Genomic DNA, 26,526 nt, shown 5'->3' with positions numbered 1-26,526 from the left:
TTCTATCACTTCTATTTCTTGATTCGCTATCTGTATTTTTGTAAACACTATGCTTGAATTAAAAGATGTACTATTTCATATTTCTAACCGATTTACAATAGGGCCTATCAACCTGTCTATCAGCCAAGGTGATCATATCGCGCTCATAGGAGAAAGTGGTTGTGGTAAGACTACCTTACTTAAAATGATTTATGGACTTTATGACCTAGATGAAGGATTTATCACGTGGAATGAAGAAAAAATCACAGGCCCAGAGGATCATCTCATACCAGGAATGCCTTTTATTAAATATCTTTCTCAGGATTTTGACCTCATGCCTTTCACCTCGGTAGCAGAAAATATTAATAAATATTTAAGCCGACTAGAGCCTGAAGCGAGTAAGGCGCGTACGAATGAACTTATGGAAGTGGTAGAAATGACAGCGTATGCAAACGCACACGTAAAAACACTCTCTGGCGGTCAAAAACAACGAGTAGCACTTGCTCAAACGCTAGCCAAAGAACCAGAATTACTCCTGTTAGACGAGCCGTTCTCACATATAGACAACTTTAGAAAAAACAAATTACGTCGTAGATTATTTAGTTATCTAAAAAAACAACAAATTACCTGCCTAGTTGCAACGCATGATAGTACAGATGTACTAGCTTTTATGGATAAAACCGTAGTGATGAAAGGTGGAAAAGTAATCGCCCATGATGAGACACTAGCATTGTATAAAAACCCTCCTAGCTATTATGTTGGTTCGCTTTTTGGAGATATTAATGAACTACCTAAAACTTGGTTTTTTAAAGATTATCAAGGTGATGCTACCCTCTTACTACATCCTCACGAGATTACTACAGTTCCAGATGGAAAAATAGCAACAGTTACAGATTGCTATTTTATGGGTTCGCACTATTTGGTAACTGCTATGGTAGGAGATAAAATTGTTCTCTTTAATACATCAGTTCCATATCCTATACATACAGATGTTATACTAGGCCTGAAAATTAATACACCGAAGTAATGGTAATATCGCTTTCGCGAAAGCGTACTACGTCACCTTTTTTCTTACTCAGTAATAATTGCCCCATAGGCGATGCAAGGGCTATCGCATAATAAGGTCTTCCTTCTATTTTTATTTCTCCTGCCGAAACTGAGATAAAGAAACGATTTGTAGAGGTATGCACTACACTACCTAGACGCACGTAATCACTCTTTACTTTGATATCAACTTTGGATAAGGCATCTTCTATCTTCCCTATTTCTTTAAGTTGCTCGCCCGCTTGCTCGCGATCAATCTGTAGCATCGCTCGTCCTGTCTCATGCTTATCTCCCGCCGAACTTTTAGTCTCGTCTTCTAGCGATTCCATAATATCTGCAATCACAGTTTCTACTTTATTGCGACGGTTTACAATCCACTGCGTGCACTTTGTAAAGAGTTCTAACTTTATTTCTTGATGATTCATAAATTACCTGCCTATAGTTATGTGACAATAAACTTATTATACGTGTAAACACATAAAAGGTTACAATTGCTAGCTATAAAATTCTAAATTAAATCTGCGAGATTCTTACCTATGGTACTTCCTATAGCAACTCCCATTCCTCCTAGTCGTACTCCGCAATAAGTATGTTGAGATATTTTCTTAACGATGGGCTTTTTTTGAATACCCACACCCATGATACCACTCCATCTGTGATCTATAGTATGAGGGGTATTAGGTAAAATCACCTCAGCGAGCAGTCGTTCTAATTCATTTTGAATAAGTGCTGTTTGAGACATCACCATCGTTTCCTCTCCTTGTATATCTAGATTTCTCCCTCCGCCTAGAAGAATTCTGTTATTTATATTTCTAAAGTAATAGTATCCTTTATCGAGATGAAAAGTGCCTTTCACTTTGAGTTCTGGAATAGGATGTGTGATTAACACCTGTGCTCTCGCTGGTTTTACTTCGCTAAGTCCAAGCGTGCTTGCAAAACCATTAGTAGCAATAAAGAGCTTTTTTGTATAAAATGTATTATGAGCAGCTACAACTGCTACGCTCTCGGCTTCTTCTTTATAAGAGTTTACGGTCATACTATTTAATATGAGTATCCCTTTAGCATGTGCGAGTTTGAGAAGTGCACTCATCATCATTCCCGTGTCTATCTGGCCTTCGCAATTATTAAAAATCACCTTATTTTCTATACCATCAAAACCAAATGCATCATCCTGCAGCGTGTACACTTCTTTATTAAAGATAGGAAATAGCAACTTATTTATGTGAGCTAGATTCTGTACACATTCCTCATACAGCACGGTATCATTTGAAGTGAAAAGCTCATAACCTCCATGCTCTTGATAGTCTATTTGTTCATCTCCAAGCATACTTCTCAACAGTTGTAAACCTTCCACACGTTGTTTAACTAGAGAGATCACCTCTTCTTCTGAGTGTGTTTTGAGATCTTCTAGTAATTCTGAAATACTTCCAAAGCACGCAAAACCAGCATTTTTTGTACTCGCCCCATTAGGAAGTAAACCTTTTTCTAGAATAACTATTTTTGAGTTGGCATCTTTTTCGCGTAAGCGTATTGCACACATTAATCCCACGATACCGCTACCTATAATGGTGTAGTCTACATTATTAAACCACGATTCTCGCTCCCAAAAACTTAGATTCATTAGATATTTTTCATTAAAAATACGTGTTCTATGTTAGTGCCTCAAATTTCTCTCGTCTAACACTCGTATGACAGCGCAGGCAATTAGTACGATCTTACTAGCTTTTATAGCATTTTCACTCCCAGAGCCGAGAATGTATAGCAAGCAATATCATGATGATGGCACCATTAAAGCAGAAGGATGGATCATGGGAGAGCAAAAGGTAAAATACTGGAAATTTTATCACGAGAATGGAACCATCGCCGCCGAGGGACACTATCAAACCAATAAGAAATCAAAATACTGGCATTATTATGATAATCAAGGAAAACTAACCAAGGAAGGGCATTATGAGGACGGAATTGCCCAAAATTGGTGGATTTTTTACGACCTTGCGCGCCAAGAAACTAGAAAAAGCCAGTACGTTGACAATCATTTACATGGTTTCTGTCTCGTATATAAAAACAAAAAACTTTTTAAGGTAGAAAAATACGAGAAGAATCAATTAAAAGGCGCGTGGACAAGCATACGTGATTTCCGCCGCGATAATCCTGATGTATCACTCTACTAGCGTTATGACTCCCCTTATTAAAGTAATAATACCAGCTTACAACGAGCAAGACTCCATTGGTCATGTGCTACGAGACATTCCTCATACAGTGAGCGAAGTAATTGTAGTAAGCAATGCATCTACAGATAATACAGAACAAGTTGCTAGAGATAATGGTGCTACTGTATTAAGAGAAGAACGCAAAGGATATGGATACGCTTGCCTCAAGGGCATGGAATACATTGCAACCACGGGTATTGATGACCCTACCAAACGCCCAGATATCGTTGTCTTTTTAGACGGAGATTATAGTGACTACCCAGAAGAGCTTACTAAGATAGTTGCTCCTATTATCAATGGAGATTACGACATGGTTATAGGTGCTAGAGATAAACGCTTTCGCGAAAGCGGATCAATGACCACTCCTCAGATTTTTGGAAATTGGCTTGCTACTTCATTAATGACGCTATTCTTTGGAGCAAACTTTACAGATCTGGGTCCTTTTAGAGCTATGAAATATGATAGCTTACTCGCCTTACAGATGGAAGATAAAACCTATGGTTGGACGGTTGAAATGCAACTCAAGGTTTTAAAGAAAAAGATGAATTATATAGAAGTCCCGGTAACTTATCGCAATCGCATAGGTGTTTCTAAAGTCTCTGGTACCGTAAAAGGTGCAGTAATGGCTGGAGTTAAAATACTAGGATGGATTTTTAAATACAGTTTTAAGAAATGATATTAGAAACCGTTATTATTGTTATTTACACGATTTCGCTTATTATCATATTTGCGTATAGCTTATCCCAGCTCAACTTACTTTTTAATTACTTGCGCGCACAGCGCAAGAAAGATGACGCTGTCTTATTTAATTTTAAAGATCCTGCACAAATTCCATTTGTAACGATACAGCTTCCAGTATATAATGAACTGTATGTCATGGAGCGTCTATTAGATAATATTGCGCTCTTAGACTACCCTGCAAATAAGCTTGAAATCCAAGTACTAGATGATAGTACAGATGAGTCTTTTGAAACTACAAGAAATCACATAAAACGCCTTAGCGATAAAGGACTAGACATAAAACATGTTACTCGTACAGACCGTTCAGGTTTTAAAGCCGGTGCTTTAAAGGAAGGACTTAAAGTTGCAAAAGGCGAATTTATTGCCATATTTGATGCAGATTTTCTTCCAGAACCTAACTGGCTGCAGCGCACCGTTCCTTATTTTAAGGATCGTAACATAGGCGTTGTACAAACTCGCTGGGGACATATAAATAGAGATTATTCTTTGCTTACAAAAGTGCAGGCTTTTGCACTTGACGCACACTTTACACTAGAACAAGTAGGTAGAAATAGTAAAGGACATTTTATAAACTTTAATGGAACTGCTGGCTTATGGCGCAAGCAATGTATTGAAGATGCTGGAAACTGGGAAGGTGATACCCTTACCGAAGATCTAGACTTGAGCTACCGAGCACAACTCAAAAACTGGAAATTTAAATATCTTGAAGATGTAGAAACTCCTGCAGAGCTTCCAGTAGTAATAAGTGCTGCACGCTCTCAACAGTTTCGATGGAATAAAGGTGGAGCAGAGAACTTCCAGAAAATGTCTAGAAAGGTATTAGCAAGCAAGAGTATTTCTCCAAAAACAAAATTGCATGGCTTACTACACCTTTTAAATAGTACCATGTTTTTAAATGTTCTTATTGTAGCGATATTGAGTATCCCAATGCTCTATATCAAAAACGAATATGCACACCTAAAGCCATACTTTTATGTGATGTCTTTCTTTGTAATAAGTAGTGTGATTTTCTTTATCTGCTACTGGTTTATGTTTAAAAGTATATATGGTGGAGGTTTCAAGCAATTTTTAAAATACACGGGGATGTTCTTTGTATTTTTTAGTATTGCCATGGGATTCTCACTTCATAATTCTATTGCAGTAATAGAAGGTCACCTAGGTAAACGAAGTGATTTTATACGTACGCCTAAGTTTAATATAAGCGAACTCAAAGACTCTTGGAAAGGCAATAAATACCTCAAAAAGAACATATCAATCAATGTAATTTTTGAAGGACTTTTGATGCTGTACTTTGGTTTTGGGATGTACTATGCATCTGTCGTAGGTGATCAAGGTGGTGACTTTGGATTGTTCCCTTTTCACTTTATGTTATTCATGGGATTTGGTTTTGTGTTTTTTAAATCACTTACGAGTAAAGCGTGATAGAACGTCTTTGGAAATATCAAAAAACTCCTATCGCACTAGCGATTGTTTCCTTAGTTACCTATTACGTCTTTGCTTTTCAACTAGAAAGAGCTAACACCGCACTCCTACTAAGTCTGTACAGCATACTTTTTGCTTGCTTTTACTTCATAGTAAGCAAAGGCAAAAATGACTTCTCTTTGCTACTCGTTTTTGCAGTAGCATTAAGACTCATATTTATACCTGTAATCCCAAATCTCTCTCAAGATTTTTATCGCTTTATATGGGACGGACGCATGTTTGTACAAGGTCTTAATCCGTACCTAACGACTCCACAAAGCTATATAGAAGTAGGTAATCTCCAGATTGTAGCGCAAGCAAGACAGCTCTATGAGGGAATGGGAGCACTTAACGGAAGTCACTTTACAAATTACCCGCCCGTAAACCAACTTATATTTGCAATTGCTGGATTATTCTCAGACAATAGCATCATTGGCGCAGCTATCGTTTTTAGAATTACTATTATTCTAGCAGATGTTGGGATTATCATTTACGGCAAAAAATTATTGCAAAAACTAGGATTACCCATCCATAATATCTTCTGGTACGGGCTCAATCCATTTATCATTATTGAGATGACAGGCAATCTGCATTTTGAGTCTGTAATGTTGTTTTTTGTAGTCCTGTCGTTGTATTTGCTGGCTCAAGGTAAGTGGATATTAAGTGCTGTGATGATTGCATTATCTATATCAACTAAGTTATTACCGCTACTCTTTCTGCCACTTTTCATGCAATACTTCTTAACTCGTGGTGATAGAAAAACAACCCACTTTAGAAGCTCTTATCCTTGGAAAGTCCGCTTTCGCGAAATAACAAAAAACCTACCTCGTCTCGTTTATTTCTATTTGATTGTGATTGGAGTAGTCATATTAACCTTCTTACCATTTCTCACAAATGAGTTTGCCGAAAACTTTGGAGCATCCATTGCGTTATGGTTTAAGAAATTTGAATTTAACGCTAGCGTCTACTATATCATTAGATACATAGGTTATCAAACGATAGGCTGGAATATCATAGGAGATGTAGGCCCTTTACTTCCTAAGATTGTGTTAGGTTTTCTGATAGTTATAGCCTTTTTTAGAAATAACAGATCATTACAAGCAACTATTACCGCTATACTTATTGGTATCTCCTTTTACTTTTTAATGTCTACCACAGTTCACCCTTGGTATGTGGCTACTCCTTTACTTTTGTGTGTGTTTACACGCTATCGCTTTCCACTAGTATGGAGTGCAACCGTGATGCTAAGCTATGCCGCATACGGCGCAAATGGATTTAATGAAAACTTATGCCTAGTGGCAATAGAGTATGTTGTGGTAATCGTATTTTTTATCTGGGAAATTTATAGACCTTCTAAGGTTACTGTAATGGCAAAGACCGCCATTGAGAGTTGAACTATTTTCCCACCTTAATCATTTCATACACTTTTCCAGACTTTCTACCTTTATAAGCTCTACTGCCGCTTGCGTTATAATTAAAATCAAAGTCTTGAATATACGTTGCTTGATAGCCATTAAACTTCTCTGCAAGAACAGTTTCACAATCTGAACATAATAACAAGTAGAATCTTTCATCTACCAGTACAGGCTCTTCAGAGTCAAGCATAACTATTTTCCTTTCAGCTCCCCAGAACACCTCAGGAGCGCCCATTTCAAAACTATAAAGTGGTGTGCTACTTTCGAGAACCTCATCGATAAATGCGCTGTAATATTCATTAAACAGGTTGTTTTTAAGAACAGAAAGACTTCCTATGGCCGTACAAATAACAGCGAGGACAATAAGCAGGAAAACATGGTATATATTTCCACGCATCAAAGCACGTATAATATATAGTGCAACTATAAGAACTACCATAAAAGCAATTACGCCAATAGCATTTACAGCTATTGAGTGTGATATAGCTAGGTAAATAAATGCAATAGGAGCAGCTATAAATATTAAAAGCAATAAGCCCACATTGAAATACACGGGAACAATCTCTTTTCTACTTTTTAATTCTTTAAAACGTTTTACGAGATACGTGATATAAAAACCAACATTCATGGCTAGTGGTATCAGTACAGGCATCAAGTATCGAGATTTTTTCTCTGGAATGACAGAAAGTAGTACGACAGCGATAATGGTCCACAAAAATGTAAAACGATATGCTTTTCTATTTGAAACCCTAGTCTTCAGATAAGGATACAATAGACTTATAAAGGCTGGAATTGTCCATAATCCGCTTTGTACAAAGAAGCTCCAGTAGTAGTAAAATGGCCTCACATTATAACTCGTCCAGTTTCCTGTTTCTTTTGATGCTATCGCTGCAAAAGTTTCCGGATCTATAGCACGTACATAACCGTACCAACTAAAACCTAATAATAACCCTCCTAGCAAAACAAGCGTTACTGGCAACCACTTTCTACGTTCTGTTTCTCTTCTATAGATTACGACATAAGCAATCAGAAATGGCAAGAACAGTACGTATAAAGAAACAGGCCCTTTGCTCAATATAGACGCTCCTATACATATAGCAGCGATGAGCCAAGTCGATATATTCCCGCGTGATGTATCTTCACTCAATCCCTTAAAAATGCAATAAATTGCCGTGAGCATAAATGCATGTGCATATATATCCCACGGTGCTTCAAAAACTATAAGAATAACATATAATGACGTTATACTTACGAGTGCATTAATAAGACTATTGCGTTTAGTAAGAGTCAGCTTTCGCGAAAGCGTATATATCATACTCCCCAGCAACATCACCATTAATACGGCTGGAAAACGCATTGCCCAGACACTATTTACACCAAAAATAGCTCCAGAAATTGCCGATAGCCAAGTGGGCAGAGGCGGTTTTTCATAACGTGGCTCACCATTCATGGTGGTGAGTATCCAGTTACCATCTGTAAGCATTTCTCTCGCTGTCACAAAGTTGCGAGCTTCCATGATCGTCACTTCTAGTACATCAAGAAAAGGCAATAACAAAACTCCAACCACGATAATGATTGTGAGAACAGGCCGCTTTTCTATGAGTTTGATCAAGCCTTTTGAGATTTATAATAAAGATAAATATTGCGCGCGTAGATAAACGTTCCCAGCCCATAAGAGAGCACCATTACATAATCTACACGGTATAAGAAATACAGCAACGAGAGTAGTCCTCCCGTAAATGAAAACAACCAGAACCCAAGAGGTAATGTTGCTTCTTTATTCTTTTCCGCATGAAACCACTGGTATACAAAACGAAGTGTAAATAAGACTTGTGCAACGATTCCAAGGGTAAGCAGCCAAGTGCTCATCTCCTCTTTTGAGAATAATGCTGCAAGGTCAAATTTCCCATTATTCCACCCGTATGCAATAATCCCGACAGGAATGGCAATGATTAAAAACTGAGACCATTTGGGTAACAATTTCCACTGCTTTTGGATTTGTAAATTTCTTATGTAAATGATGTATCCCAGCACTTGACCCAGCATAAGCGGGAAGTCCGTACGGAAATATCCGTAAATAAAAAGTACAAAAGATCCAGAAAGACTAAGCCACCAGAACGTAAGCGGTGTTACTACTTTTTTACTCTTTTCTGAAAGTAACCACTGCGATAACATACGCCCTCCAAAGAGAAGCTGCGCAAGTACGGCAAGTAGCGACAGACTATCCACGGCTTGTACTACCTACTTTATAATTGATGTACTTTTTCTTCATCCAGAGATAGGCAAAGCAATCCATAAGTGGACCCAATAATCTATTCCAAACACCAAATTTTGCCTCTCCAGCAATACGCGGGAAGTGTCTTACAGGTACTTGTTTTACTTTCCCATGTTGCAATAAAATCATTGCAGGAAGAAAACGGTGTAGACCTTTAAACATAGGTATGCGCTGGGCGTACTCCGTTTTTATAATTTTAAGCGGACAACCAGTGTCATCCATCCCATCATGTGTAAACGAACGGCGTATTCCATTTGCGATCTTAGAAGACATGTTTTTTACAAACTTATCCTTACGATCTGCACGCACGCCAGTCACAAGATCATAGGGTCCTATTTCTTTAATAAGCACATTAAAATCTTCTGGAGACGTCTGTAAGTCACTATCTATATAACCTACGAGTTCTGTATCTGCGTGATCAAATCCGGCTTTAATTGCGGCACTTAGTCCGCAATTTTCTGTAAATGCGATGTACTCAAAATCAGTATTTCTAGCGCAAATTTCCTTGATGATATCAAGACTCGCATCCTTAGAACCATCGTTCACAAACAGCACCTTACTCTTTGCTGTAGCAGTTTGAAAATAAGCTACAAATTCAGACTCTACCCTTGCGAGGTTATCTTCTTCATTATAAACTGGGACTACGATGGTAAGACGATACTCCATAAAAACCTATCCGTTTTTAAGATTTACAACCTCTTGTTTCGTTAAGTATCTCCAGTGACCTCTAGGTAAATCTTTCTTTGTAAGTCCCGCTATAGTCACACAGTCTACACGTACCACCTCGTAGTTAAGGTGTTCAAAAATAGTACGTATCACACTGTTACCAGTATTTCTAATACGAAGACCTACTTCCTTTTTTGGTGCTCCATCTACATAGCTTATTTCGTCTACGGTAATTGTTTTGCCATCGATCTTAAGACCCTCATTGATTCGCTCAATATCTGCACCTTTCAAGTTGTTAGAAAGCTCTACGTGGTATAACTTATCTACTCCTTTTTTAGAATTTGTAAATTTCTGTACAAGTTCATCATCATTAGTAAAAAGTAATAATCCCATCGCATTACGGCCTAATCTTCCTATAGGTTGAATACGAGATTTAGTAGAACCTGCTACGAGATCCATTACGGTATTTCCTTTATCATTACTTGTTGTAGTTGCAAAGCCTTTAGGCTTGTTAAGCAACACATAAGCTTTTGCCTCAGGATTGATACGACGTCCATCAAAACGAACATCATCCTCTAGTTTTACTTGGTAACCCATCTCATTAACCACCTTACCATTTACGGTAACTTGACCTATAGAGATATACATATCTGCCTCACGACGAGAACATATCCCTGAGTTTGCTATATACTTATTAAGGCGCATCGTTCCATCATCCTTCTTTCTAGGCGCTTGTTTTTTTTGTGCATCAAAGGCTTTATCCTTAGGTTTTCCTACTGGTTTATTCGCTTGTTTACGCACGGGTTGTGTCCCTCTAGAACCACTCTTTTGCTTTCCGCCAGCGCCACTACGCCCAGATGGTTTTCCTTTTCCTCTATTATCTGCTCCTCTGCTCATTACATTATTGTTTAAGCTGCAAAGGTAAGATTTACTCCGTACTCTTTTACTACCTAGTGAGCATAATAATAAGTTGCTCGCTTTCGCGAAAATTTGACCGCATTACAAAGAAGCTTTTATGAAGTAAAATAAGCCCAACATACTACTCTCATTACATCTAAAACCATATAAACGTCTGGATAAATACTGACAATTAAAATCCTAAAGCTGCTTATAAAACACACTCGCTAAGAGCTTAGACATTCTCCATTTTCAAAAAACAGCCTACTGGCACAGAACTTGATTCCCACATCCTGTTCAACATTTTAAAACTTTATACATTATGAGAAGACGCACTACTCCCGAAGTAAATGCAGGATCTATGGCAGACATTGCCTTCCTCTTGCTTATTTTTTTCTTGGTTACCACAACTATAGAAAAGGACAAAGGCATCGCACGGCAGCTTCCGCCAGCGATTAAAGACAACACCGAAGTTCTTATCAAAAACAAGAACCTCTTTGAAATTATTGTGAACGCAGATAATATGCTGCTGGTAGAAAATGAACGTGTACCGCTTGAAGCTTTAAGACAATTAACCATTGACTTTCTTGATAACGGCGGCATTCCATCAGATCAAGATGGATATTGTGATTACTGCGAAGGCAGTAGAGATCTACTCTCGTCAGATAATCCTCAGAAAGCTGTAATCTCTATTTCGCCAGATAGACTTACAAACTACAATACGTATATCACGGTACAGAATGAGATTTCAAGTGCTTATGAGTTTTTAAGAAATAGAGAAGCACAACGGTTATTTGCGATTGACTTTACAGCTACAGATAAGGATATAAAGAATGGTACTTACAAAGGAGATGTATTAAAAAGAACAGCACAATTAAAACAAGTGCGAGCTATGTTCCCAATGCTTATCTCTGAGGCAGAGACTTCAAAAGAATTAAGGATTTAATATACCTATTCAAACAATAAAAAGCGGCAGAAATCTTCAAGTGATTTCTGCCGCTATTCAATTAGTCATTAAAGGTTACCGTGCTCTGACGTTCTCTGTTAACTGTGAGCTTTGTTACATCTGGACGAGAATAATGCCCAGAAGGATCAAAATTCTGACGTTCCTCATACACCCTATTAAAATCTAAGGTGTGATATATATTTCCTTCTGTTTCAATATCTGGAGGTAGGATGAATTCGCCATCTGGTCCTGCAATGCAAGAACCACCGTTTGATGAACGCTCTGGAGCCCATTTTAAAATTTCATTGAGGTGAGGAGTATCTTCCGGAAAGTCCGTAGCAATTGCCATTCTGCTTGATACAGAGATTACATAACTACGAGATTCTCTGGCAATAAATCGTGTAATATCTTTCGTATTGTAATCACTCCCTGGCCATACGGCAATATGCAAATTTTCACCTTGTGCATACATAGCAGCACGTGGCAAAGGCATCCAGTTCTCCCAGCAATTAAGACCGCCCACTGTAAATTGTTTAAGAGGATGCACTTTTAGACCGTGACCATCTCCTGGCGCCCAAGTTAATCGCTCATCATATGTAGGTTGTAATTTGCGGTGAACAGATTGTATTTCTCCATTTTGATTGATATACACTAAGGAGCAATATAAACTTGCTCCTCCTCTATCCATAGGTTTTTCTATTATTCCGAGATATATTGCAATATTGAAATGTTTCGATAATGAACATATTTCATCTATATCGCCTCGTTCTACTTCAACCGCATTTCTTGCGTAGTGCGCATGTAATTCCTTCACCACTTTTGTATCCCATGCCGCACCATCTGTGAGTGATAACCAATATGGATATCCAGGCAACAACCCTTCTCCAAAGACAATGAGTTCTGCCTCATTTTCGGCGGCTTCTTGAATGGCGATTTTTATTTTTTTAATCGTCTCTTCCCTATTCCCCCAAACTGGAGCGATTTGAGCAAGAGCAACTTTTAAATGATTAGGCTGTGACATATATATAGTTTAAAAAAGTGATGATGTTAAAAGTAATAAATAGTAGTCGGCTTCATGGGGTTACGCTTTCGCGAAAGCGTACTTATTTCTTTCAATACCATTCACAAAATTTGCGTTACAATCCATATATTAGGAATTATGCCATAATTTTGACATAAATCCTATTGCTATGAATTTTGAACGTATTAAAGAAAAGCTCAACATCCTCGCAGATGCTGCAAAATATGATGTGTCTTGCTCTTCTAGCGGCAGTAAGCGTGCAAATAAAAATAAAGGCCTAGGAGATTCTAGTGGGATGGGAATTTGCCATACCTATACAGAAGATGGACGATGTGTATCGTTATTGAAAATCTTACTTACTAATCATTGCATTTTTGACTGTGCATATTGTGTAACTCGCAAAAGTAATGATGTAAAACGTGCCGCTTTCAAAGTACAAGAGGTAGTGAATCTCACCATCAACTTTTACCGTAGAAATTATATTGAAGGCCTATTTTTAAGTAGTGGTATTTTTAAAAATGCCGACTATACCATGGAGCGCCTGGTTCTTGTTGCCAAGAAACTACGCCTTGAAGAAAATTTTAATGGGTATATCCATCTCAAATCTATTCCTGGAGCGAGCGACGAATTAATGAGAGAAGCAGGACTTTATGCCGATAGACTTTCGGTAAATATTGAAATACCCACGGAGCAAGGTCTTAAATTACTTGCTCCAGATAAAAAGCGTGAAGACTTTATCAAGCCTATGCGCAAAGTGAAGAATGAGATCATTCAATACAAAAGCGAGAAAAAGCTTATAAAAAGTACTCCTATATATGCACCTGCTGGACAGAGTACACAGATGATCATAGGCGCTACGGGTGAGACAGATGCTCAGATTATGTACACAAGTGCATACTTTTACAAAGAATTCCAAATGAAAAGGGTGTACTACTCTGGATACATCCCTATAAGTCATGACGAGCGATTGCCTTCTATAGGTACAGATGTGCCTATGTTACGAGAAAATAGATTGTATCAGACAGACTGGCTATTGCGTTTTTATGGATTTAGCATACAAGAATTACTTAACAAAGAACACCCTAATCTTGAAACAGATATCGACCCAAAATTAAGTTGGGCACTACGCAACTTACAGCACTTCCCTGTAGATGTAAATTATGCAGACCGCAGATTGCTCGCTCGCATTCCTGGTGTAGGAATGCGCTCTGTAGATAAAATTATTAACGCTCGTAGATATAGAAAACTAGGTTGGGAACATCTAAAAGCTATAGGCATCTCTATGAATCGCGCTCAGTATTTTCTTGTTTGCGCTTCTTCACAATTTGAAACAAAAGACCGCACCGCTGCACAACTCAAAAGCTTAATCATGGGAACCTCTTCTAGTAAATGGCGAGGTGCTTACAGCAGCCAGCTTAACCTTTTTGAGTCTAATGCAAATGTAACTGTGTCGTAAGATGGGAATGATAGATCAATATATCTATGATGGGACCTTCGAAGGTTTTCTCACTGCAGTATTTGAGGTTTATGACCGTAAACCTACACGAGTAAAAATTGTAAGCGAGCGACTAGTCACCGTAAATTTCTTTGATGAGGAGCATACAATATATACAGATCAAGCAAAATCTGATCGTGTATGGAAAGGCATTGAATATAGAATAGGAAAGAAAGCCGGTAATCTCATCTATAAAGCATTTTTAAGTGAGCAATCAGATAGAGAGCAAGTACTCTTACGAATAATTAAAAAAGGATTTAAAGGTGAAAATGTCACTGATAATTTTGCAGATATCGATGTGTTGAGACTTACCAATTTGGTTAAAATTGTAGGGCGTGAAAAACATAGAATGGATGCCTTTATCAGGTTTAGACTTACTAAGGACAATGTATATTTTGCAGAGGTAGAACCAGATTTTGACACCTTACCTCTTAATGCCATTCACTTTAAAAATAGATATGCAGATCAAAAATGGCTCATCTATGATCGCTGCAGGAATTATGGGATTTTCTATGATCTAAAGACTGTCAACTATGTACAGCTTGAAATCTCAAATGATATTAATAGTAGCCTAGCTGCGCCATTTTACTTCACGCATGATGAAATGCATTATCAAGACTTATGGAAAAACTATTTTAAAAGCACCAATATTCCGTCTCGTAAAAACATGAGACTACACTTACAGCATGTACCCAAGAGATACTGGAAGTATTTAAGTGAAAAGCAGCCGTAAAATGCAAGTTTACGCTTTCGCGAAAGCGTAATTAAGAGTTATAAAAGGTAAAGTATTATTAATTAAGATTGCGCTTATCTACAAAAAAGCGCTTCATGATACTTTCACACTCTTGTGCGAGCACTCCGCTTTCTACCTTTGTCTTAGGATGCAAGATGGTACCCATCACATCATAACCACGCCTCAAATCTTTTGCTCCATAAACGATCCTACCTATTTGACTCCAATAGAGAGCACCCGCACACATCTGGCAAGGTTCTAAGGTCACATACAATGTACATTGCTGAAGGTATTTGCCACCTATAAAATTAGAAGCACTTGTAATCGCCTGCATCTCTGCATGTGCGGTTACATCTGTTAAACGCTCTGTAAGATTGTGTGCTCTGGCAATAATCATATTATCAATTACGACTACGGCACCAACAGGAATTTCACCTTGATCAAAAGCAGCTTGCGCTTCTTGCAAAGCCTTCTTCATAAAGTAAGCATCATCATAAGGTTCTAGCATGTATCCTGTTTTTAATGATATAAAAATACATATTCAAGATGTACCTTTGTAACATGCCAGAGAGTATTCTTGATACTATAAAAACACCAAGCGATTTGCGTCTATTGACGCAAGAGCAACTACCCCAACTTGCGGTAGAGCTTCGTCGTTTTATTATTGATATTATTGCAACTAAGGAAGGACATCTAGGCGCTAGTTTAGGAGTTGTTGAAATTACAATTGCCCTACACTATATATTTAACACCCCAGAAGATAATCTTATCTGGGACGTGGGTCACCAGGCTTATGGACATAAAATATTAACGGGACGTAAAGATATTTTCCATACTAACAGGCAAAAAGGTGGCATAAGTGGTTTTCCTAATCGTATGGAGAGTGTATATGACACCTTTGGAACTGGCCACAGCAGCACCTCTATATCTGCAGCTTTGGGAATGGCGATGGCTGCAACATTAAAAGGTCAAAAAGATAGACATCACATCGCCGTAATAGGTGATGCCTCCATAGCTAGCGGTATGGCTTTTGAAGGGCTAAACCATGCCGGAGTCACTAACGCAAACTTGCTTGTTATCCTTAACGACAATGCTATAGGTATTGATCCCAGCGTTGGAGCTCTAAAAAAATATCTAACTAACGTAAAAAAAGGCACTGCTAGGGAAGACAACATCTTTGAAGCTCTTAATTTTAAATATTTTGGCCCGATAGACGGTCACGATTTACCTAAACTACTAGGGACCTTAGAAGCTCTCAAAAAAGTAGAAGGTCCAAAATTCTTACATGTAATTACCACCAAAGGAAAGGGACTAGCCCTCGCCGAACAAGAACAGATCACCTATCACGCACCTGGGAAATTTGACGCCATTACTGGCATTAGAGTAAAAAAAGAAGAAATACCAGAGCCTCCAAAATATCAAGATGTTTTTGGGCATACTATCGTGGAGCTCGCTACACTTAATAAGAAAATAATAGGGATTACACCTGCCATGCCTACGGGAAGTTCCCTTAAGTACATGATTGCTGCTTTTCCAGATCGTGCCTTTGACGTAGGCATCGCAGAGCAGCATGCCGTAACGCTTTCGGCAGGTATGACTACAGAGGGAATGGTTGTGTATTGCAACATCTATTCTACTTTTTTACAACGCGCATACGACCAAATTATTCATGATGTTGCGCTTCAAAACTTACCTGTGATTTTCTGTTTAGATAGAGCAGGACTGGTGGGGCAAGACGGCGGCACTCATCAGGGTGTCTTTGATTTGGCCTATCTCAATTGTATTCCTAATCTCATTATATATGCCCCAAGTGATGAGATTGCACTTCGTAATATTTTGTACACAGCACAACTTGGATTAGACAACCCTATTGCGATACGTTACCCTCGTGGTCGCGGTATCCATATAATCTGGCAACTTCCTTTTAAAAAGATTGAAATAGGTAAAGGACGTTGTATTCAGGGAGGTAAAGATGTTGCCATTATAAGTATAGGAAACATTTTAAAGAATGTTTTGACAGCGGTAAAACAATCTAAAAATGAATGCGGTATTTATGATATTGGCTTTTTAAAACCAATTGACACCGACTTATTAGATGAGGTTTTTAAAACCTATAAACATATCATCACTGTAGAAGATGGCTCAAAAATAGGTGGACTGGGAAGTGTTGTGGGTGATTACGCTTTCGCGAAAGCGTACAAAGGCAAACTTACCGTACTAGGAGTACCAGACGCGTTTATAGAACATGCCACGGTTGAGGAGCAGTATGAAGAAGCTGGAATATCTGTAAACGCAATTACTAGCCTTCTTAAAAATCTTGCATAAAAAAAATCGGCAGACTTATGAGTCTGCCGATTCTTATTTGATTCAATATCTAATATTACTCGATGATAATCTTAATAGTTTCAGTAGCATTAGCACTCTGTACCTGTAGTAAGTAAATACCTGCTGCAAGTCCTTCTGCTTGTAATTTTAAAGAACCCTCAAGAACAGCATCTTTTGTATAAACTACACGTCCATTTATATCAATAATTTTTACAGTTCCTCGACCTTGAGGTGTGTTTACTGCAATATTGATATTACCGTTACTAGGGTTAGGAAATACGCTAAACACTCCAGCTGCCGCAACTCGTTCTACAGAAAGAGGTCCTAAACAAGGGTTAAGATTATCTGGTGGTAGATCTGTAGCTGAAGTTCCGTCCTCTCGCTCTCTCCAATCACCTTGATCTGCAGAAAAACCTAATCCTCTTTTTGCAAATGCTGTCCAAATAATACATCCAGCTGTGGCTTTCGTATCCTCATCTGTAAAGTATGGGCTCATTTCTACAGCCGCTAGTATAGCATCTCTACCGTCTACAAAACCTGGATTACACGGTTGTAATTTAAGACCATCCATTACTAATTGAAGTGCTATATTATTACCTCCTGTACCATTATATATATCTGCGTCAAAACCAAACTCATCAATGAATCCCCATGTCATATCCCAAATCATTGTTGCCCAAACATACCCTACTGGGTGTGGTGCCGTCGTGCTTTCGAATTCTGCAACAGAATCGTATGAAGAATTGTTTATCGCAAAATCCGTACTATAAGCTGTTGGGCGTATACCAACACCATCTGTAGGCTGTCCTATTGCATAAGTTCCAATACCCCTTACATCTTCTCCCGTATCACCTTCCCTCATTGTAAGCATGAGTCCAAAATAATCTGACCATCCTTCACTCATTACTTCTGTAGCCCTACCTGGAACACAACCATCTGCATTAAATTGTACACAAGTCCTCATACAATTAGAATTATTTGCCCCTCCAGTTAGTCTATTTGATACGCCGTGGCCATATTCATGAGCGACAATCCCATTATCTAAATTACCATCAATCTGGAATGGACCGTCGTTAAGAAGAGATCCATTTATCACCTCTCCGTTCTGTAACGCTGCGATTAAAGCTTCTCCATCTTCTTGTGAGACCATTACGCTAGGTATCGTGACCTGATCACCTGTTGCTCCTGGAGCCATTCCAATTGGTGCATCAGGAACATTATTTACTACAATTACTGCAATTGCCCCAGCTTGTTCTGCTGATAATACTTTAGTTCCAAACTCACATGCACCTCTTCTCAATAGGGCAATCTTCCCAGCTACATCAGCAGCATTTGTCACATTATCACAACCATCAAGCTCATCTGTTGACTCTCCCGCGTTATCATCTAACAGTATAACAAGTTCTCCCTGTAGTGCGGTTTCCTCTGGAAGAGGAGCTCCAAATCCAGCAGGAATTCCAATATATGAACCTGCTAAAGACCCATCAAGAATCGTAACAGCTTCTCCTGGAGGTCCACTCGCAGTCCAAAGGAACATTTGCATTCTTGGATTGTTACCATCTGGTGGAGTTGCAAAGTTTGCGTTGTTAAGTCCAGATCCGTCTTGAGAATCTGCAATTACAAAATCATTCCCTATTCCTAAATTGGAATAGTTAGTCTGTTGAAAGTTCCCACTCTCCTCATCAAAACCATAAAGAAAGAGAACATCATGCATGATATTGTTCCAGTAAAATAAATTTGTTGTGGACGCTTCTAACATATTTACTGGATCTGTGTCAAATGCGTATGGAAAATCAAAGTTCAAAGCATCACCGCCATCTGGCGAAGTACCTCCTGTATCCTCATTATCTCCTAATATATCATCCCATGCAAGTACATTATTACCACGAGTTATTGTAAACTCGGCTCCTTCTGCACCATCTGTATCATGCCATCCAAATGGAGAAGCATCAAGATTTTGTGGGTCTACCACTAGTGAAGCATTACCATGATTAGGACTCTCTAATGGAAGGGCGTATACGTTATACTGCTCCCCAGCAAAAGCTGCACTAGATTCCTCTGTTTTAAATAAACTAAAGTTTTTCTTAGATGAATTGTTGTTCTCGTTTATTGATTGGTGATTATGAGTGCTAAATGAACAAGAAACCACCCAATCGTTCTGATTGATAATTTCTCCTGTTTGAGCATCTATGCGCACACTCCACCAATGCTTGCCATTTAGAGTATGAAGATTAAGATCCCACGCAAGTTTTAAGTCCTCATCCACGGGCACATAAACTAATTCTACAGGCACATCTTCTAAAGAAACACCACCATTAGTTAGCAAAAATTCTTTAGTTGTTACTGTCTCTATTAAGGAGAAGCTTCCAGAGCCCAGACCTAATTCAACTGCTGCTGCTGTTGCTGCTTGTAAAGGATTTAATTGTGGCGTTGTTGTATTTACACGAGCAGATATGTTTGCTTCAAGAGTGTTTGAGAAATAAACTAATTCTTGTCCTTTAAACGCTCCATTTACCGTAGCATTAAATATCGAAATATCATTATACTTTTGTCCTGCATATACATGCATTACATCAGTTTTTTGAGTTTTGCTCTTACTATAAATATATAGTTCATTTATATCTTGAGACCCAATTCCTAATTGGCTCCTCTGTGAGGTAATTTCCTGCTTGAGCAGTGATAAATAATCCTGTGCCTGAACACCCATCGAGGTGACAAACAACAAAATCATTAAAATCTTAACGTAATTTTTTTTCATAGGAATATAGGATTTAATTTAAATTATGCAATAAAATTAAACGAAAGCCACTAACCCCACAATGAATGTACGTTCATTAACATAATTGTTTACCCATTAATGTTCATTCCTTGAAGCTGTTGAAATATTTTAACAGACTTACTATCTGTCATCACAGATACTTGATTGCAAATTTCTAAGAGTTCTTGATACAAAGTATAATCACCGTCTGATCTTGTATTAAATAATTTTAGAACTAGCTTATCGTAATGTGTAGGAGAGACTGTTATTGCATTGCACCTTGCAGACAATAAAGTGTTTAAAATTTCATAACCCGCTATTTCTTTGGAAATCACCTCGTCACTCTCATAAATATTTGAAACACTTATTTTGAGAACATCATTGATTTGCGCTTCATATTTAGATTTATCTAGCAATGCCTTATCAAATACTCCCTCGAGAATAGCCTCTTCGTTTTTCATAAAAATAGAAACAGCCTCTTCTATGAGCGTTCCTATTGCGAGTGCTCTCAGATAACCCACTCTTGCCGCCTTATCTGTAAGGGTTGAATATTTAGATCTATTGATATGTGGAACGAGTTTTATAAGATATTCTAAAGCATATTCTTCTGGGATAAGCCCTAAGTTAATGCCATCTTCAAAGTCTATAATAGTATAGCAAATATCATCTGCTGCTTCTACTAAGAAAGTAAGCGGGTGTCTCGCATAACTTATATCTTTCCCTAATCTGGTCTGGATAAGACCTAGTTCTTCGGCTACATCTTGAAAAGAGGCTTTATCATCTTGAAAGAAACCATATTTCTTATCTGCTATATGTTTTGTAGGCTTATGTGGGAGCGATTCTTTTGGGTACTTCATAAAAGTACCTAAAGTAGCATACGAAAGTCTTAGACCACCATCTGCACCAGGACGGGATTCCGTGAGTATTTTAAACCCGTTTGCATTTCCTTCAAAAGTGCATAGATCTTGATATTCTTTATCTGTGAGCTCTGCTTCAAATCGCTTACCTCCACCATTTTTGAAATAATCACCTATAGATTTTTCTCCAGAATGACCAAAAGGAGGATTCCCAATGTCGTGTGCCAGCGCAGCAGCAGCTACAATTGCCCCAAAATCATTCATCTTATAGCCATGTACCTCAGAAAGGTGAGGATATTTTTCTAGAATTTGTTTCCCTACTTGCCTACCTAATGACCTTCCCACAACAGCAACCTCTAGACTATGCGTTAATCGTGTATGAACAAAATCTGTTTTGGACAAAGGGATTACCTGCGTCTTATCTTGTAGGCTTCTAAAAGCCGACGAAAAGATTATACGATCGTAATCTACTTCAAAGCCTAAACGGGTTTCATCTTGCTCTGCTCGTAATCTCTTATTTGTATCTCCTTGCCTCTTAAGTGAAAGCAGTCGTTCCCATTGCATCATTTTTTCAATCCTTTGTTAGCAAGGGGAAAGATAGTCTTTTTCTACTTTTTTTTGATTGATTTACGCTTTCGCGAAAGCGTAAAAAACATAACATTTAAGGAATTGCATAACATTCTTAACCTTCAGATAACACTAAAATTACAAGAAGCTAATACAACTATAACAATGAGGTAACTTCAAAAAAAGATAATGCTAGCATCTTTGCATCGAAGATTTTAAATGACAATCAAATCGAAAACCAAGATGAAAAAATTAATTTTTAGTTTAGCCTTATTAGGTGGAATTTTAGCAGGATGTTCAAGTGATGATGATCAACCTATCGTAATAACTGAAGTTCCTGGAACTGGAGGTGGTGATGATACAGATAGCGTAGATACTACACTTTCTGGAAATATCACCGAAGACATTACATTAACAAATGATGCTATCTGGCAGTTAGATGGTCGTGTGATTGTAACAGCTGGAAACACTCTTACTATAGAGCCAGGAACAATCATTAAAGCATTTGCAGGACAAGAGGCAAACGCTTCTGTTTTAATCATTGCACGTGATGCAAAAATAGAGGCAAACGGAACGGCTGCTGCTCCAATTATAATGACTTCTAGTGCAGATGGTATACAACTAGGACAAACAGAAGGAACTCTTGATGAAAATACTCGTGGTTTATGGGGAGGACTTATCGTATTAGGTAACGCACCTATCTCTGAGGATGGTGACGTAGAAGCATCTCAAATTGAAGGAATACCTGCTAGTGACACTAACGGTCTTTATGGAGGTACTGATGCAGCAGATGACTCAGGAACTATAACTTATGTTTCAATACGTCATGGCGGAACACTCATAGGTGAGGGTAACGAAATTAACGGACTTACTTTAGGTGGTGTAGGAACAGGAACTACTATCGATCATGTAGAGGTTGTAGGAAATGTAGATGATGGTATCGAATTTTTTGGAGGTACTGTGAATGCATCAAATCTTTTAGTGTGGGCTCAAGGTGATGATGGTCTTGACATCGATCAAGCATACTCAGGAACTGTAACAAACGCAGTTGTAATTGCTGGAGACATCTCTGATCACGCTTTAGAAATAGATGGTCCAGAAGGATCTTTAAACGGTGCTTTTACTCTTAATAACATTACACTTATAGGAAGCGCAACTGCTCCAAATGGAGAACATGCAGACTACAGAGATGGTGCTCAAGGAGCAACCAACAATGTATTTGTAACAGGATTCCAAGATGGTAAGGATGTTGAATTAGATAACAATGGGGTTTCTCAAAACTACATTGATGGATTAATTTCTTTCACAAACTGGATCGTAGAAGGAGTTACTCCTGCAAATTCAATTTTTGTTGAAAAAACTGGAGATGGTGAGTCTACTATTATATCTCCATCATTTACAGATCAAGCTGCAGATTGGACAACAGCTGGAACATCTGGAGGTGCAGATCTTACAGTGTTTGGATGGACATTTGCAGCAGCAAGTACATCTGGTGTAATTGACTAAATAACAAAAGGGGCTTTAACATCCCACACGCATACAAACTATACAATAATATAGATTGCCCGCCATTAATGGTGGGCAATCTTATGAATTATAACATAATGAAAACCGTTTTATATTCACTCTTACTTTTACTGTCTGCAATAACTGCAAATTCTCAAACGGGAATTATCGCTGGTACTATTAACGATGGGCAGCTCAATGACATATTGCCATTTGCAAATGTTATTGTTCAAGGAACAACAAAGGGTACTACATCAGACTTTGATGGAAAATACACACTAGAAATTGCTCCTGGAACCTATGTAATAGAATTTTCTTTTGTTGGATATAATACACAGCAAATTTCTGAAGTAGTTGTTACAGAAAATAATACTACAAATCTTGATGTAACACTATCGGGAGCATCACTAGACGAAGTTATCATCACATCGACTAGTCGTCAAAATACAGAGCAATCAGTTTTAAATCTTCAAAAAAAATCGGTTCAATTGCTCGATGGATTATCATTAGAAAGCATTAAGAAAAGTGGTGCTAGTAATGTTGCTGCTGCAGTGAAGAACATTCCTGGAGTATCTGTTCAGGGTGGAAAATACGTATATGTAAGAGGCTTAGGTGATCGTTATACAAAAACTATACTCAATGGTGTAGATGTACCTGGACTTGATCCAGATAGAAATACACTACAACTTGATATTTTTCCTTCATCAATTTTGGAAAATATCATAGTTGTAAAATCCTCTACTGCAGATCAACCAGCAGATTTTACTGGAGGTGTAGTTGATATAGTTACTAAAGACATCCCTAACGGAAAAGAAACTAGTGCTTCTATAGGCCTTGGCTATAACCCTAATTTTCACTTTAACGATAGCTACATAAGCAACGAATCTAGTGGGACAGATTTTCTAGGTTATGATAACGGACAGCGCACTAACCCTTTTAATGAGAATCAAGTATTTGATTTCCCTACAAACACGCCTAATACCGCGTCTTTTTTAGCGGGCAGACTCAATCCTGTACTAGCTGCACAGAGAGAAAACAGTGGTGCAGATTTTAACTTATCGTTTACAACAGGAAACTCTTATGATGTAGGTGATAATAAATTGGGATATCTTGCTTCCGTTTCTTACCGCAATGAAACTACTTATTATGATGATTATGTAGATGGCCAACGTTTTAGAAAAGATACTGATGCAAGCATTTTTGAATTAAACACAGACAGAACACAACAAGGTGAAAGAGGAGAAAATAATGTTCTTATCAGCGCACTAGGAGGGTTATCTTATAAAACTAGCAACTCTAAATATCGTCTTAACGTACTACACATACAAAATGGTGAATCTGGCGCTTCATTACTTAGTCAAACTAACAGAATAGACAACAGTAACACCATTAAAAAGGACATCTTAATTTATACAGAACGTGCTCTTACAAATGTACTTTTGAGTGGAAAACACACTAATGAAGATGCCTCATGGACAACGGAGTGGAAATTGTCTCCTACTTTTTCAAGAGTAGATGATAAGGACTTCCGTACTACTCCATTTCTAGTTAATGATGAAGATGGAAGCTTTACAATAAGCCCAAGTGAATCTGGTGATGCTTCCCGTTTTTTCAGAAATCTTGATGAGATAAACCTAGCTGGTAAATTAGATATGACTCGCAAGCATGAATTATTTGCAAAGGATGCAAAATTTAAATTTGGTGCAGCATATACTTATAAGCAACGTGATTTCAAAACAATACGTTTTGCAACACCTTTTAGAAACTTTAATAGCGCTCTTTTAAACGGAGACCCTAATGCAATTTTAGGGCAAAACGTATATAATCCTGATACTGACAGCGGCTTCTTTGTAAGAAGAGACTCTAATGATAATGACCAGTATGATTCAAATATCAATGTAGGAGCTTTATATGCGTCTGAAGAACTTAGACCAGCTTCGTGGTTCACAGCAATTATAGGATTACGATTTGAAAAATTTGACCTTATCTACACTGGACAAGATCAACAAGGAAATGTTTTTAATGATGAAAGAATATTAGACAAAGCTGATTTATTTCCTTCTGCAAATTTAATATTTGATCTAAATGAGGATGGAAATAAAAAGATTAGAGCATCATACTCTAGAACTACAGCCCGTCCTTCATTTAAGGAGGCATCGCTTGCACAAATATTTAACCCAATTGAAAACGAACTTTTTATAGGTAATATAAATTTACAGCCTACTTACATTAACAACTTAGATCTAAGATATGAGATTTACGGTGCTAGTGAAAAGAAATTTGGAGTAGGCGATTTTGCTGCATTCAGTGGTTTTTACAAAAGCTTCAAAGACCCTATCGAACTTACATTTTTTGCCGAAGCAACTGGACAAGTAACACCGCGTAACCTAGGAGATGCAAATGTAATAGGAGCAGAAATTGAGCTACGAAAAAATTTAGATTTCATAGGTCTCAACAATTTCTCTTTAAACGTAAACTACTCAATTATCGAGTCTGATGAAACTTATAATGAAGATGAAAGATTATTAAGAGAAAACTTACTTAGAGATGGAGAAACTCTTGACTCTGGAAGAGTTTTACAAGGACAATCGCCATTTCTATTAAATGCTGGTATTGCTTTCGAATCTGAAGATTCTGCATGGAAATCAAGTCTGTCCTACAATGTTCAAGGTAAAACACTTCAAATTGTAGGAGCTGGAGAAATAGCAGATGTATACACACTTCCTTTTAATGACCTGAAATTCAATATTTCAAAGTCATTTGGAGAAGATCAAAATCAAACAATCACATTTAAGGCAGGAAACTTACTTAATGATGACCGCGAGAGTGTTTTTCAATCTTACAAAGCAGAAGACCAGTTATACTCTAAGTGGAGCCCTGGACAAGATTTTAGCTTGAGCTATAGCTTTAAGTTCTAATCAACCGTTATTTAAATTAGCCACAAAAAAAGGTCTCCATGATGGAGACCTTTTTTATTTGTATCGTTTTACGCTTTCGCGAAAGCGTTATTATCTATTACTAGCAACTTTTGAACCTTCATTCTTCCAAGTATTAACAGAAGCTACTCGTGAATCTTGATAGTCTACCTCAGTAAGTTTATCACTTGACCAAAAGAACCAAGTACCTACTTTAGTTCCATTGTCATATTGAGCTTTGGCAGTTTTATCTCCGTCACGATTATAACTAATCCATTGTCCAGTAACCTGTCCCTCCTTAGTATAAAAACCTGTTTGACTTACTTCACCATTATCAAAATATAAAGTTGCCTTAACTAAGTCTCCTACTTCTACATATGTAGGCTTATTATTTTTTTCTTGAGCTTGCATTGAAACAACCATTAAAAATGCAACTGCTATCATCATTATCTTTTTCATAATTTGGGATTTTAATTTTTCTATGATATAAATGTAACATAAAATTTACATAAAACAAACTTTTACATAACATTTTGTTTACATTGAATTAACATTGAATTCTCAAAATACTGGTTTTTAGACTTTTAAAGATTTTTGAGATTATATTTTAAACTACCTCTCTTTATGGTTCACAGGCTGCTAGTGTACTGCGAATACTATAAATTTGCATTATGGTTCGATGTAAAAAGTTATTATCTTTCGCTCGATATAACCT

22 protein-coding genes are annotated in these 26,526 nt (G+C 37.7%); 11 read left to right on the top strand and 11 right to left on the bottom strand.

The features are described from left to right. Window positions 1-49 precede the first annotated feature (49 nt). Complete coding sequence (locus KRODI_RS07695) at window positions 50-1,006, top strand: ABC transporter ATP-binding protein (RefSeq protein WP_013751030.1); 957 nt, start codon at window positions 50-52, stop codon at window positions 1,004-1,006. Here KRODI_RS07695 and KRODI_RS07690 read toward each other — a convergent pair. Beyond that, on the bottom strand, window positions 990-1,448 hold the full coding sequence (locus tag KRODI_RS07690; protein WP_013751029.1) for a hypothetical protein: 459 nt from the start codon (window positions 1,446-1,448) through the stop codon (window positions 990-992). The two genes, KRODI_RS07695 and KRODI_RS07690, sit on opposite strands and share 17 nt — an antisense overlap. A gap of 83 nt (window positions 1,449-1,531) precedes the next feature. Beyond that, window positions 1,532-2,644, bottom strand: a complete 1,113-nt coding sequence (locus KRODI_RS07685; RefSeq protein ID WP_013751028.1) for an NAD(P)/FAD-dependent oxidoreductase — start codon at window positions 2,642-2,644, stop codon at window positions 1,532-1,534. Between the two features lie 67 nt (window positions 2,645-2,711). Here KRODI_RS07685 and KRODI_RS07680 point away from each other — a divergent pair, with 67 nt between their 5' ends. The 4 genes from KRODI_RS07680 to KRODI_RS07665 are packed head-to-tail and all read left to right on the top strand — an operon-like array spanning window position 2,712 to window position 6,829. Further along, a complete protein-coding gene (locus tag KRODI_RS07680) occupies window positions 2,712-3,194 on the top strand; it encodes a toxin-antitoxin system YwqK family antitoxin (RefSeq protein ID WP_013751027.1) in 483 nt (160 codons plus the stop codon). A 4-nt stretch (window positions 3,195-3,198) separates the two neighbouring features. After that, entirely contained in the window at window positions 3,199-3,909 is a 711-nt protein-coding gene (locus KRODI_RS07675; protein WP_013751026.1) for a glycosyltransferase family 2 protein, read from the top strand. Next, window positions 3,906-5,396 carry a cellulose synthase family protein gene (locus KRODI_RS07670; protein ID WP_013751025.1) on the top strand — a complete coding sequence of 497 codons (1,491 nt, stop codon included), beginning with the start codon at window positions 3,906-3,908 and terminating at the stop codon, window positions 5,394-5,396. The genes KRODI_RS07675 and KRODI_RS07670 overlap by 4 nt, the downstream gene beginning before the upstream one ends. Then, window positions 5,393-6,829 (top strand): mannosyltransferase, encoded by a 1,437-nt coding sequence (locus tag KRODI_RS07665; protein WP_013751024.1) that lies wholly within the window; start codon window positions 5,393-5,395, stop codon window positions 6,827-6,829. The genes KRODI_RS07670 and KRODI_RS07665 overlap by 4 nt, the downstream gene beginning before the upstream one ends. Before the next feature lies 1 nt (window position 6,830). Here the strand turns inward: KRODI_RS07665 and KRODI_RS07660 are convergent, their stop codons facing one another. The 4 genes from KRODI_RS07660 to KRODI_RS07645 are packed head-to-tail and all read right to left on the bottom strand — an operon-like array spanning window position 6,831 to window position 10,688. Further along, window positions 6,831-8,462, bottom strand: coding sequence for an ArnT family glycosyltransferase (locus tag KRODI_RS07660; RefSeq protein WP_013751023.1), 1,632 nt, complete (start codon window positions 8,460-8,462; stop codon window positions 6,831-6,833). Further along, a complete protein-coding gene (locus tag KRODI_RS07655) occupies window positions 8,459-9,079 on the bottom strand; it encodes a lipid-A-disaccharide synthase N-terminal domain-containing protein (RefSeq protein ID WP_013751022.1) in 621 nt (206 codons plus the stop codon). The genes KRODI_RS07660 and KRODI_RS07655 overlap by 4 nt, the downstream gene beginning before the upstream one ends. Continuing rightward, complete coding sequence (locus KRODI_RS07650) at window positions 9,072-9,791, bottom strand: glycosyltransferase family 2 protein (RefSeq protein ID WP_013751021.1); 720 nt, start codon at window positions 9,789-9,791, stop codon at window positions 9,072-9,074. The genes KRODI_RS07655 and KRODI_RS07650 overlap by 8 nt, the downstream gene beginning before the upstream one ends. Before the next feature lie 6 nt (window positions 9,792-9,797). Beyond that, on the bottom strand, window positions 9,798-10,688 hold the full coding sequence (locus tag KRODI_RS07645; RefSeq protein ID WP_013751020.1) for a pseudouridine synthase: 891 nt from the start codon (window positions 10,686-10,688) through the stop codon (window positions 9,798-9,800). Between the two features lie 322 nt (window positions 10,689-11,010). On the opposite strand from KRODI_RS07645, the gene KRODI_RS07640 reads away from it, so the two are divergent. Then, window positions 11,011-11,634, top strand: coding sequence for an ExbD/TolR family protein (locus tag KRODI_RS07640; RefSeq protein WP_013751019.1), 624 nt, complete (start codon window positions 11,011-11,013; stop codon window positions 11,632-11,634). Between the two features lie 61 nt (window positions 11,635-11,695). Here KRODI_RS07640 and KRODI_RS07635 read toward each other — a convergent pair whose 3' ends face one another. Then, complete coding sequence (locus KRODI_RS07635) at window positions 11,696-12,655, bottom strand: carbon-nitrogen hydrolase family protein (RefSeq protein WP_013751018.1); 960 nt, start codon at window positions 12,653-12,655, stop codon at window positions 11,696-11,698. Between the two features lie 169 nt (window positions 12,656-12,824). On the opposite strand from KRODI_RS07635, the gene KRODI_RS07630 reads away from it, so the two are divergent. Both KRODI_RS07630 and KRODI_RS07625 read left to right on the top strand, forming a co-directional pair. Continuing rightward, window positions 12,825-14,111, top strand: coding sequence for a putative DNA modification/repair radical SAM protein (locus KRODI_RS07630; RefSeq protein WP_013751017.1), 1,287 nt, complete (start codon window positions 12,825-12,827; stop codon window positions 14,109-14,111). Window positions 14,112-14,118: 7 nt separating this feature from the next. Next, window positions 14,119-14,883, top strand: a complete 765-nt coding sequence (locus tag KRODI_RS07625) for a TIGR03915 family putative DNA repair protein (RefSeq protein ID WP_041295852.1) — start codon at window positions 14,119-14,121, stop codon at window positions 14,881-14,883. A 58-nt stretch (window positions 14,884-14,941) separates the two neighbouring features. Here the strand turns inward: KRODI_RS07625 and KRODI_RS07620 are convergent, their stop codons facing one another. Further along, window positions 14,942-15,391 (bottom strand): nucleoside deaminase, encoded by a 450-nt coding sequence (locus tag KRODI_RS07620; protein ID WP_013751015.1) that lies wholly within the window; start codon window positions 15,389-15,391, stop codon window positions 14,942-14,944. A gap of 53 nt (window positions 15,392-15,444) precedes the next feature. Between KRODI_RS07620 and KRODI_RS07615 the strand changes: the two genes are divergently transcribed. Continuing rightward, on the top strand, window positions 15,445-17,208 hold the full coding sequence (locus tag KRODI_RS07615) for a 1-deoxy-D-xylulose-5-phosphate synthase (protein ID WP_041295654.1): 1,764 nt from the start codon (window positions 15,445-15,447) through the stop codon (window positions 17,206-17,208). Window positions 17,209-17,263: 55 nt separating this feature from the next. On the opposite strand, the gene KRODI_RS07610 is transcribed toward KRODI_RS07615, so the two are convergent. Next, window positions 17,264-19,966, bottom strand: a complete 2,703-nt coding sequence (locus KRODI_RS07610; RefSeq protein ID WP_013751013.1) for a T9SS-dependent M36 family metallopeptidase — start codon at window positions 19,964-19,966, stop codon at window positions 17,264-17,266. Window positions 19,967-20,055: 89 nt separating this feature from the next. Further along, the gene (gene dgt / locus KRODI_RS07605; RefSeq protein ID WP_041295653.1) at window positions 20,056-21,387 is read right to left on the bottom strand and encodes a dGTP triphosphohydrolase; all 1,332 of its coding nucleotides are present in this window, start codon (window positions 21,385-21,387) and stop codon (window positions 20,056-20,058) included. Window positions 21,388-21,633: 246 nt separating this feature from the next. Here dgt and KRODI_RS07600 point away from each other — a divergent pair, with 246 nt between their 5' ends. Together KRODI_RS07600 and KRODI_RS07595 are read left to right on the top strand one after the other, a co-directional pair. Further along, window positions 21,634-22,896 carry a hypothetical protein gene (locus KRODI_RS07600; RefSeq protein WP_013751011.1) on the top strand — a complete coding sequence of 421 codons (1,263 nt, stop codon included), beginning with the start codon at window positions 21,634-21,636 and terminating at the stop codon, window positions 22,894-22,896. Between the two features lie 98 nt (window positions 22,897-22,994). After that, window positions 22,995-25,814 carry a TonB-dependent receptor gene (locus KRODI_RS07595; RefSeq protein ID WP_148235992.1) on the top strand — a complete coding sequence of 940 codons (2,820 nt, stop codon included), beginning with the start codon at window positions 22,995-22,997 and terminating at the stop codon, window positions 25,812-25,814. Window positions 25,815-25,904: 90 nt separating this feature from the next. On the opposite strand, the gene KRODI_RS07590 is transcribed toward KRODI_RS07595, so the two are convergent. Then, on the bottom strand, window positions 25,905-26,270 hold the full coding sequence (locus KRODI_RS07590; RefSeq protein ID WP_041295652.1) for a toxin-antitoxin system YwqK family antitoxin: 366 nt from the start codon (window positions 26,268-26,270) through the stop codon (window positions 25,905-25,907). Window positions 26,271-26,526: the final 256 nt, after the last annotated feature.

The sequence above is a fragment of the Dokdonia sp. 4H-3-7-5 genome, assembly GCF_000212355.1.
In the GTDB taxonomy this organism is placed as follows: domain Bacteria; phylum Bacteroidota; class Bacteroidia; order Flavobacteriales; family Flavobacteriaceae; genus Dokdonia.
Note: the sequence above shows the minus strand (reverse complement) of the source record. Positions and strands in the feature narration are given on the sequence as shown.

Coding starts and splice junctions, on each gene's coding strand:
- KRODI_RS07695 (WP_013751030.1), top strand. CDS start 50: ATGCTTGAATTAAAAGATGTACTATTTCATATTTCTAACCGATTTACA.
- KRODI_RS07690 (WP_013751029.1), bottom strand. CDS start 1,448: ATGAATCATCAAGAAATAAAGTTAGAACTCTTTACAAAGTGCACGCAG.
- KRODI_RS07685 (WP_013751028.1), bottom strand. CDS start 2,644: ATGAATCTAAGTTTTTGGGAGCGAGAATCGTGGTTTAATAATGTAGAC.
- KRODI_RS07680 (WP_013751027.1), top strand. CDS start 2,712: ATGACAGCGCAGGCAATTAGTACGATCTTACTAGCTTTTATAGCATTT.
- KRODI_RS07675 (WP_013751026.1), top strand. CDS start 3,199: ATGACTCCCCTTATTAAAGTAATAATACCAGCTTACAACGAGCAAGAC.
- KRODI_RS07670 (WP_013751025.1), top strand. CDS start 3,906: ATGATATTAGAAACCGTTATTATTGTTATTTACACGATTTCGCTTATT.
- KRODI_RS07650 (WP_013751021.1), bottom strand. CDS start 9,791: ATGGAGTATCGTCTTACCATCGTAGTCCCAGTTTATAATGAAGAAGAT.
- KRODI_RS07645 (WP_013751020.1), bottom strand. CDS start 10,688: ATGAGCAGAGGAGCAGATAATAGAGGAAAAGGAAAACCATCTGGGCGT.
- KRODI_RS07640 (WP_013751019.1), top strand. CDS start 11,011: ATGAGAAGACGCACTACTCCCGAAGTAAATGCAGGATCTATGGCAGAC.
- KRODI_RS07635 (WP_013751018.1), bottom strand. CDS start 12,655: ATGTCACAGCCTAATCATTTAAAAGTTGCTCTTGCTCAAATCGCTCCA.
- KRODI_RS07630 (WP_013751017.1), top strand. CDS start 12,825: ATGAATTTTGAACGTATTAAAGAAAAGCTCAACATCCTCGCAGATGCT.
- KRODI_RS07625 (WP_041295852.1), top strand. CDS start 14,119: ATGATAGATCAATATATCTATGATGGGACCTTCGAAGGTTTTCTCACT.
- KRODI_RS07620 (WP_013751015.1), bottom strand. CDS start 15,391: ATGCTAGAACCTTATGATGATGCTTACTTTATGAAGAAGGCTTTGCAA.
- KRODI_RS07615 (WP_041295654.1), top strand. CDS start 15,445: ATGCCAGAGAGTATTCTTGATACTATAAAAACACCAAGCGATTTGCGT.
- KRODI_RS07610 (WP_013751013.1), bottom strand. CDS start 19,966: ATGAAAAAAAATTACGTTAAGATTTTAATGATTTTGTTGTTTGTCACC.
- dgt (WP_041295653.1), bottom strand. CDS start 21,387: ATGCAATGGGAACGACTGCTTTCACTTAAGAGGCAAGGAGATACAAAT.
- KRODI_RS07600 (WP_013751011.1), top strand. CDS start 21,634: ATGAAAAAATTAATTTTTAGTTTAGCCTTATTAGGTGGAATTTTAGCA.
- KRODI_RS07595 (WP_148235992.1), top strand. CDS start 22,995: ATGAAAACCGTTTTATATTCACTCTTACTTTTACTGTCTGCAATAACT.
- KRODI_RS07590 (WP_041295652.1), bottom strand. CDS start 26,270: ATGAAAAAGATAATGATGATAGCAGTTGCATTTTTAATGGTTGTTTCA.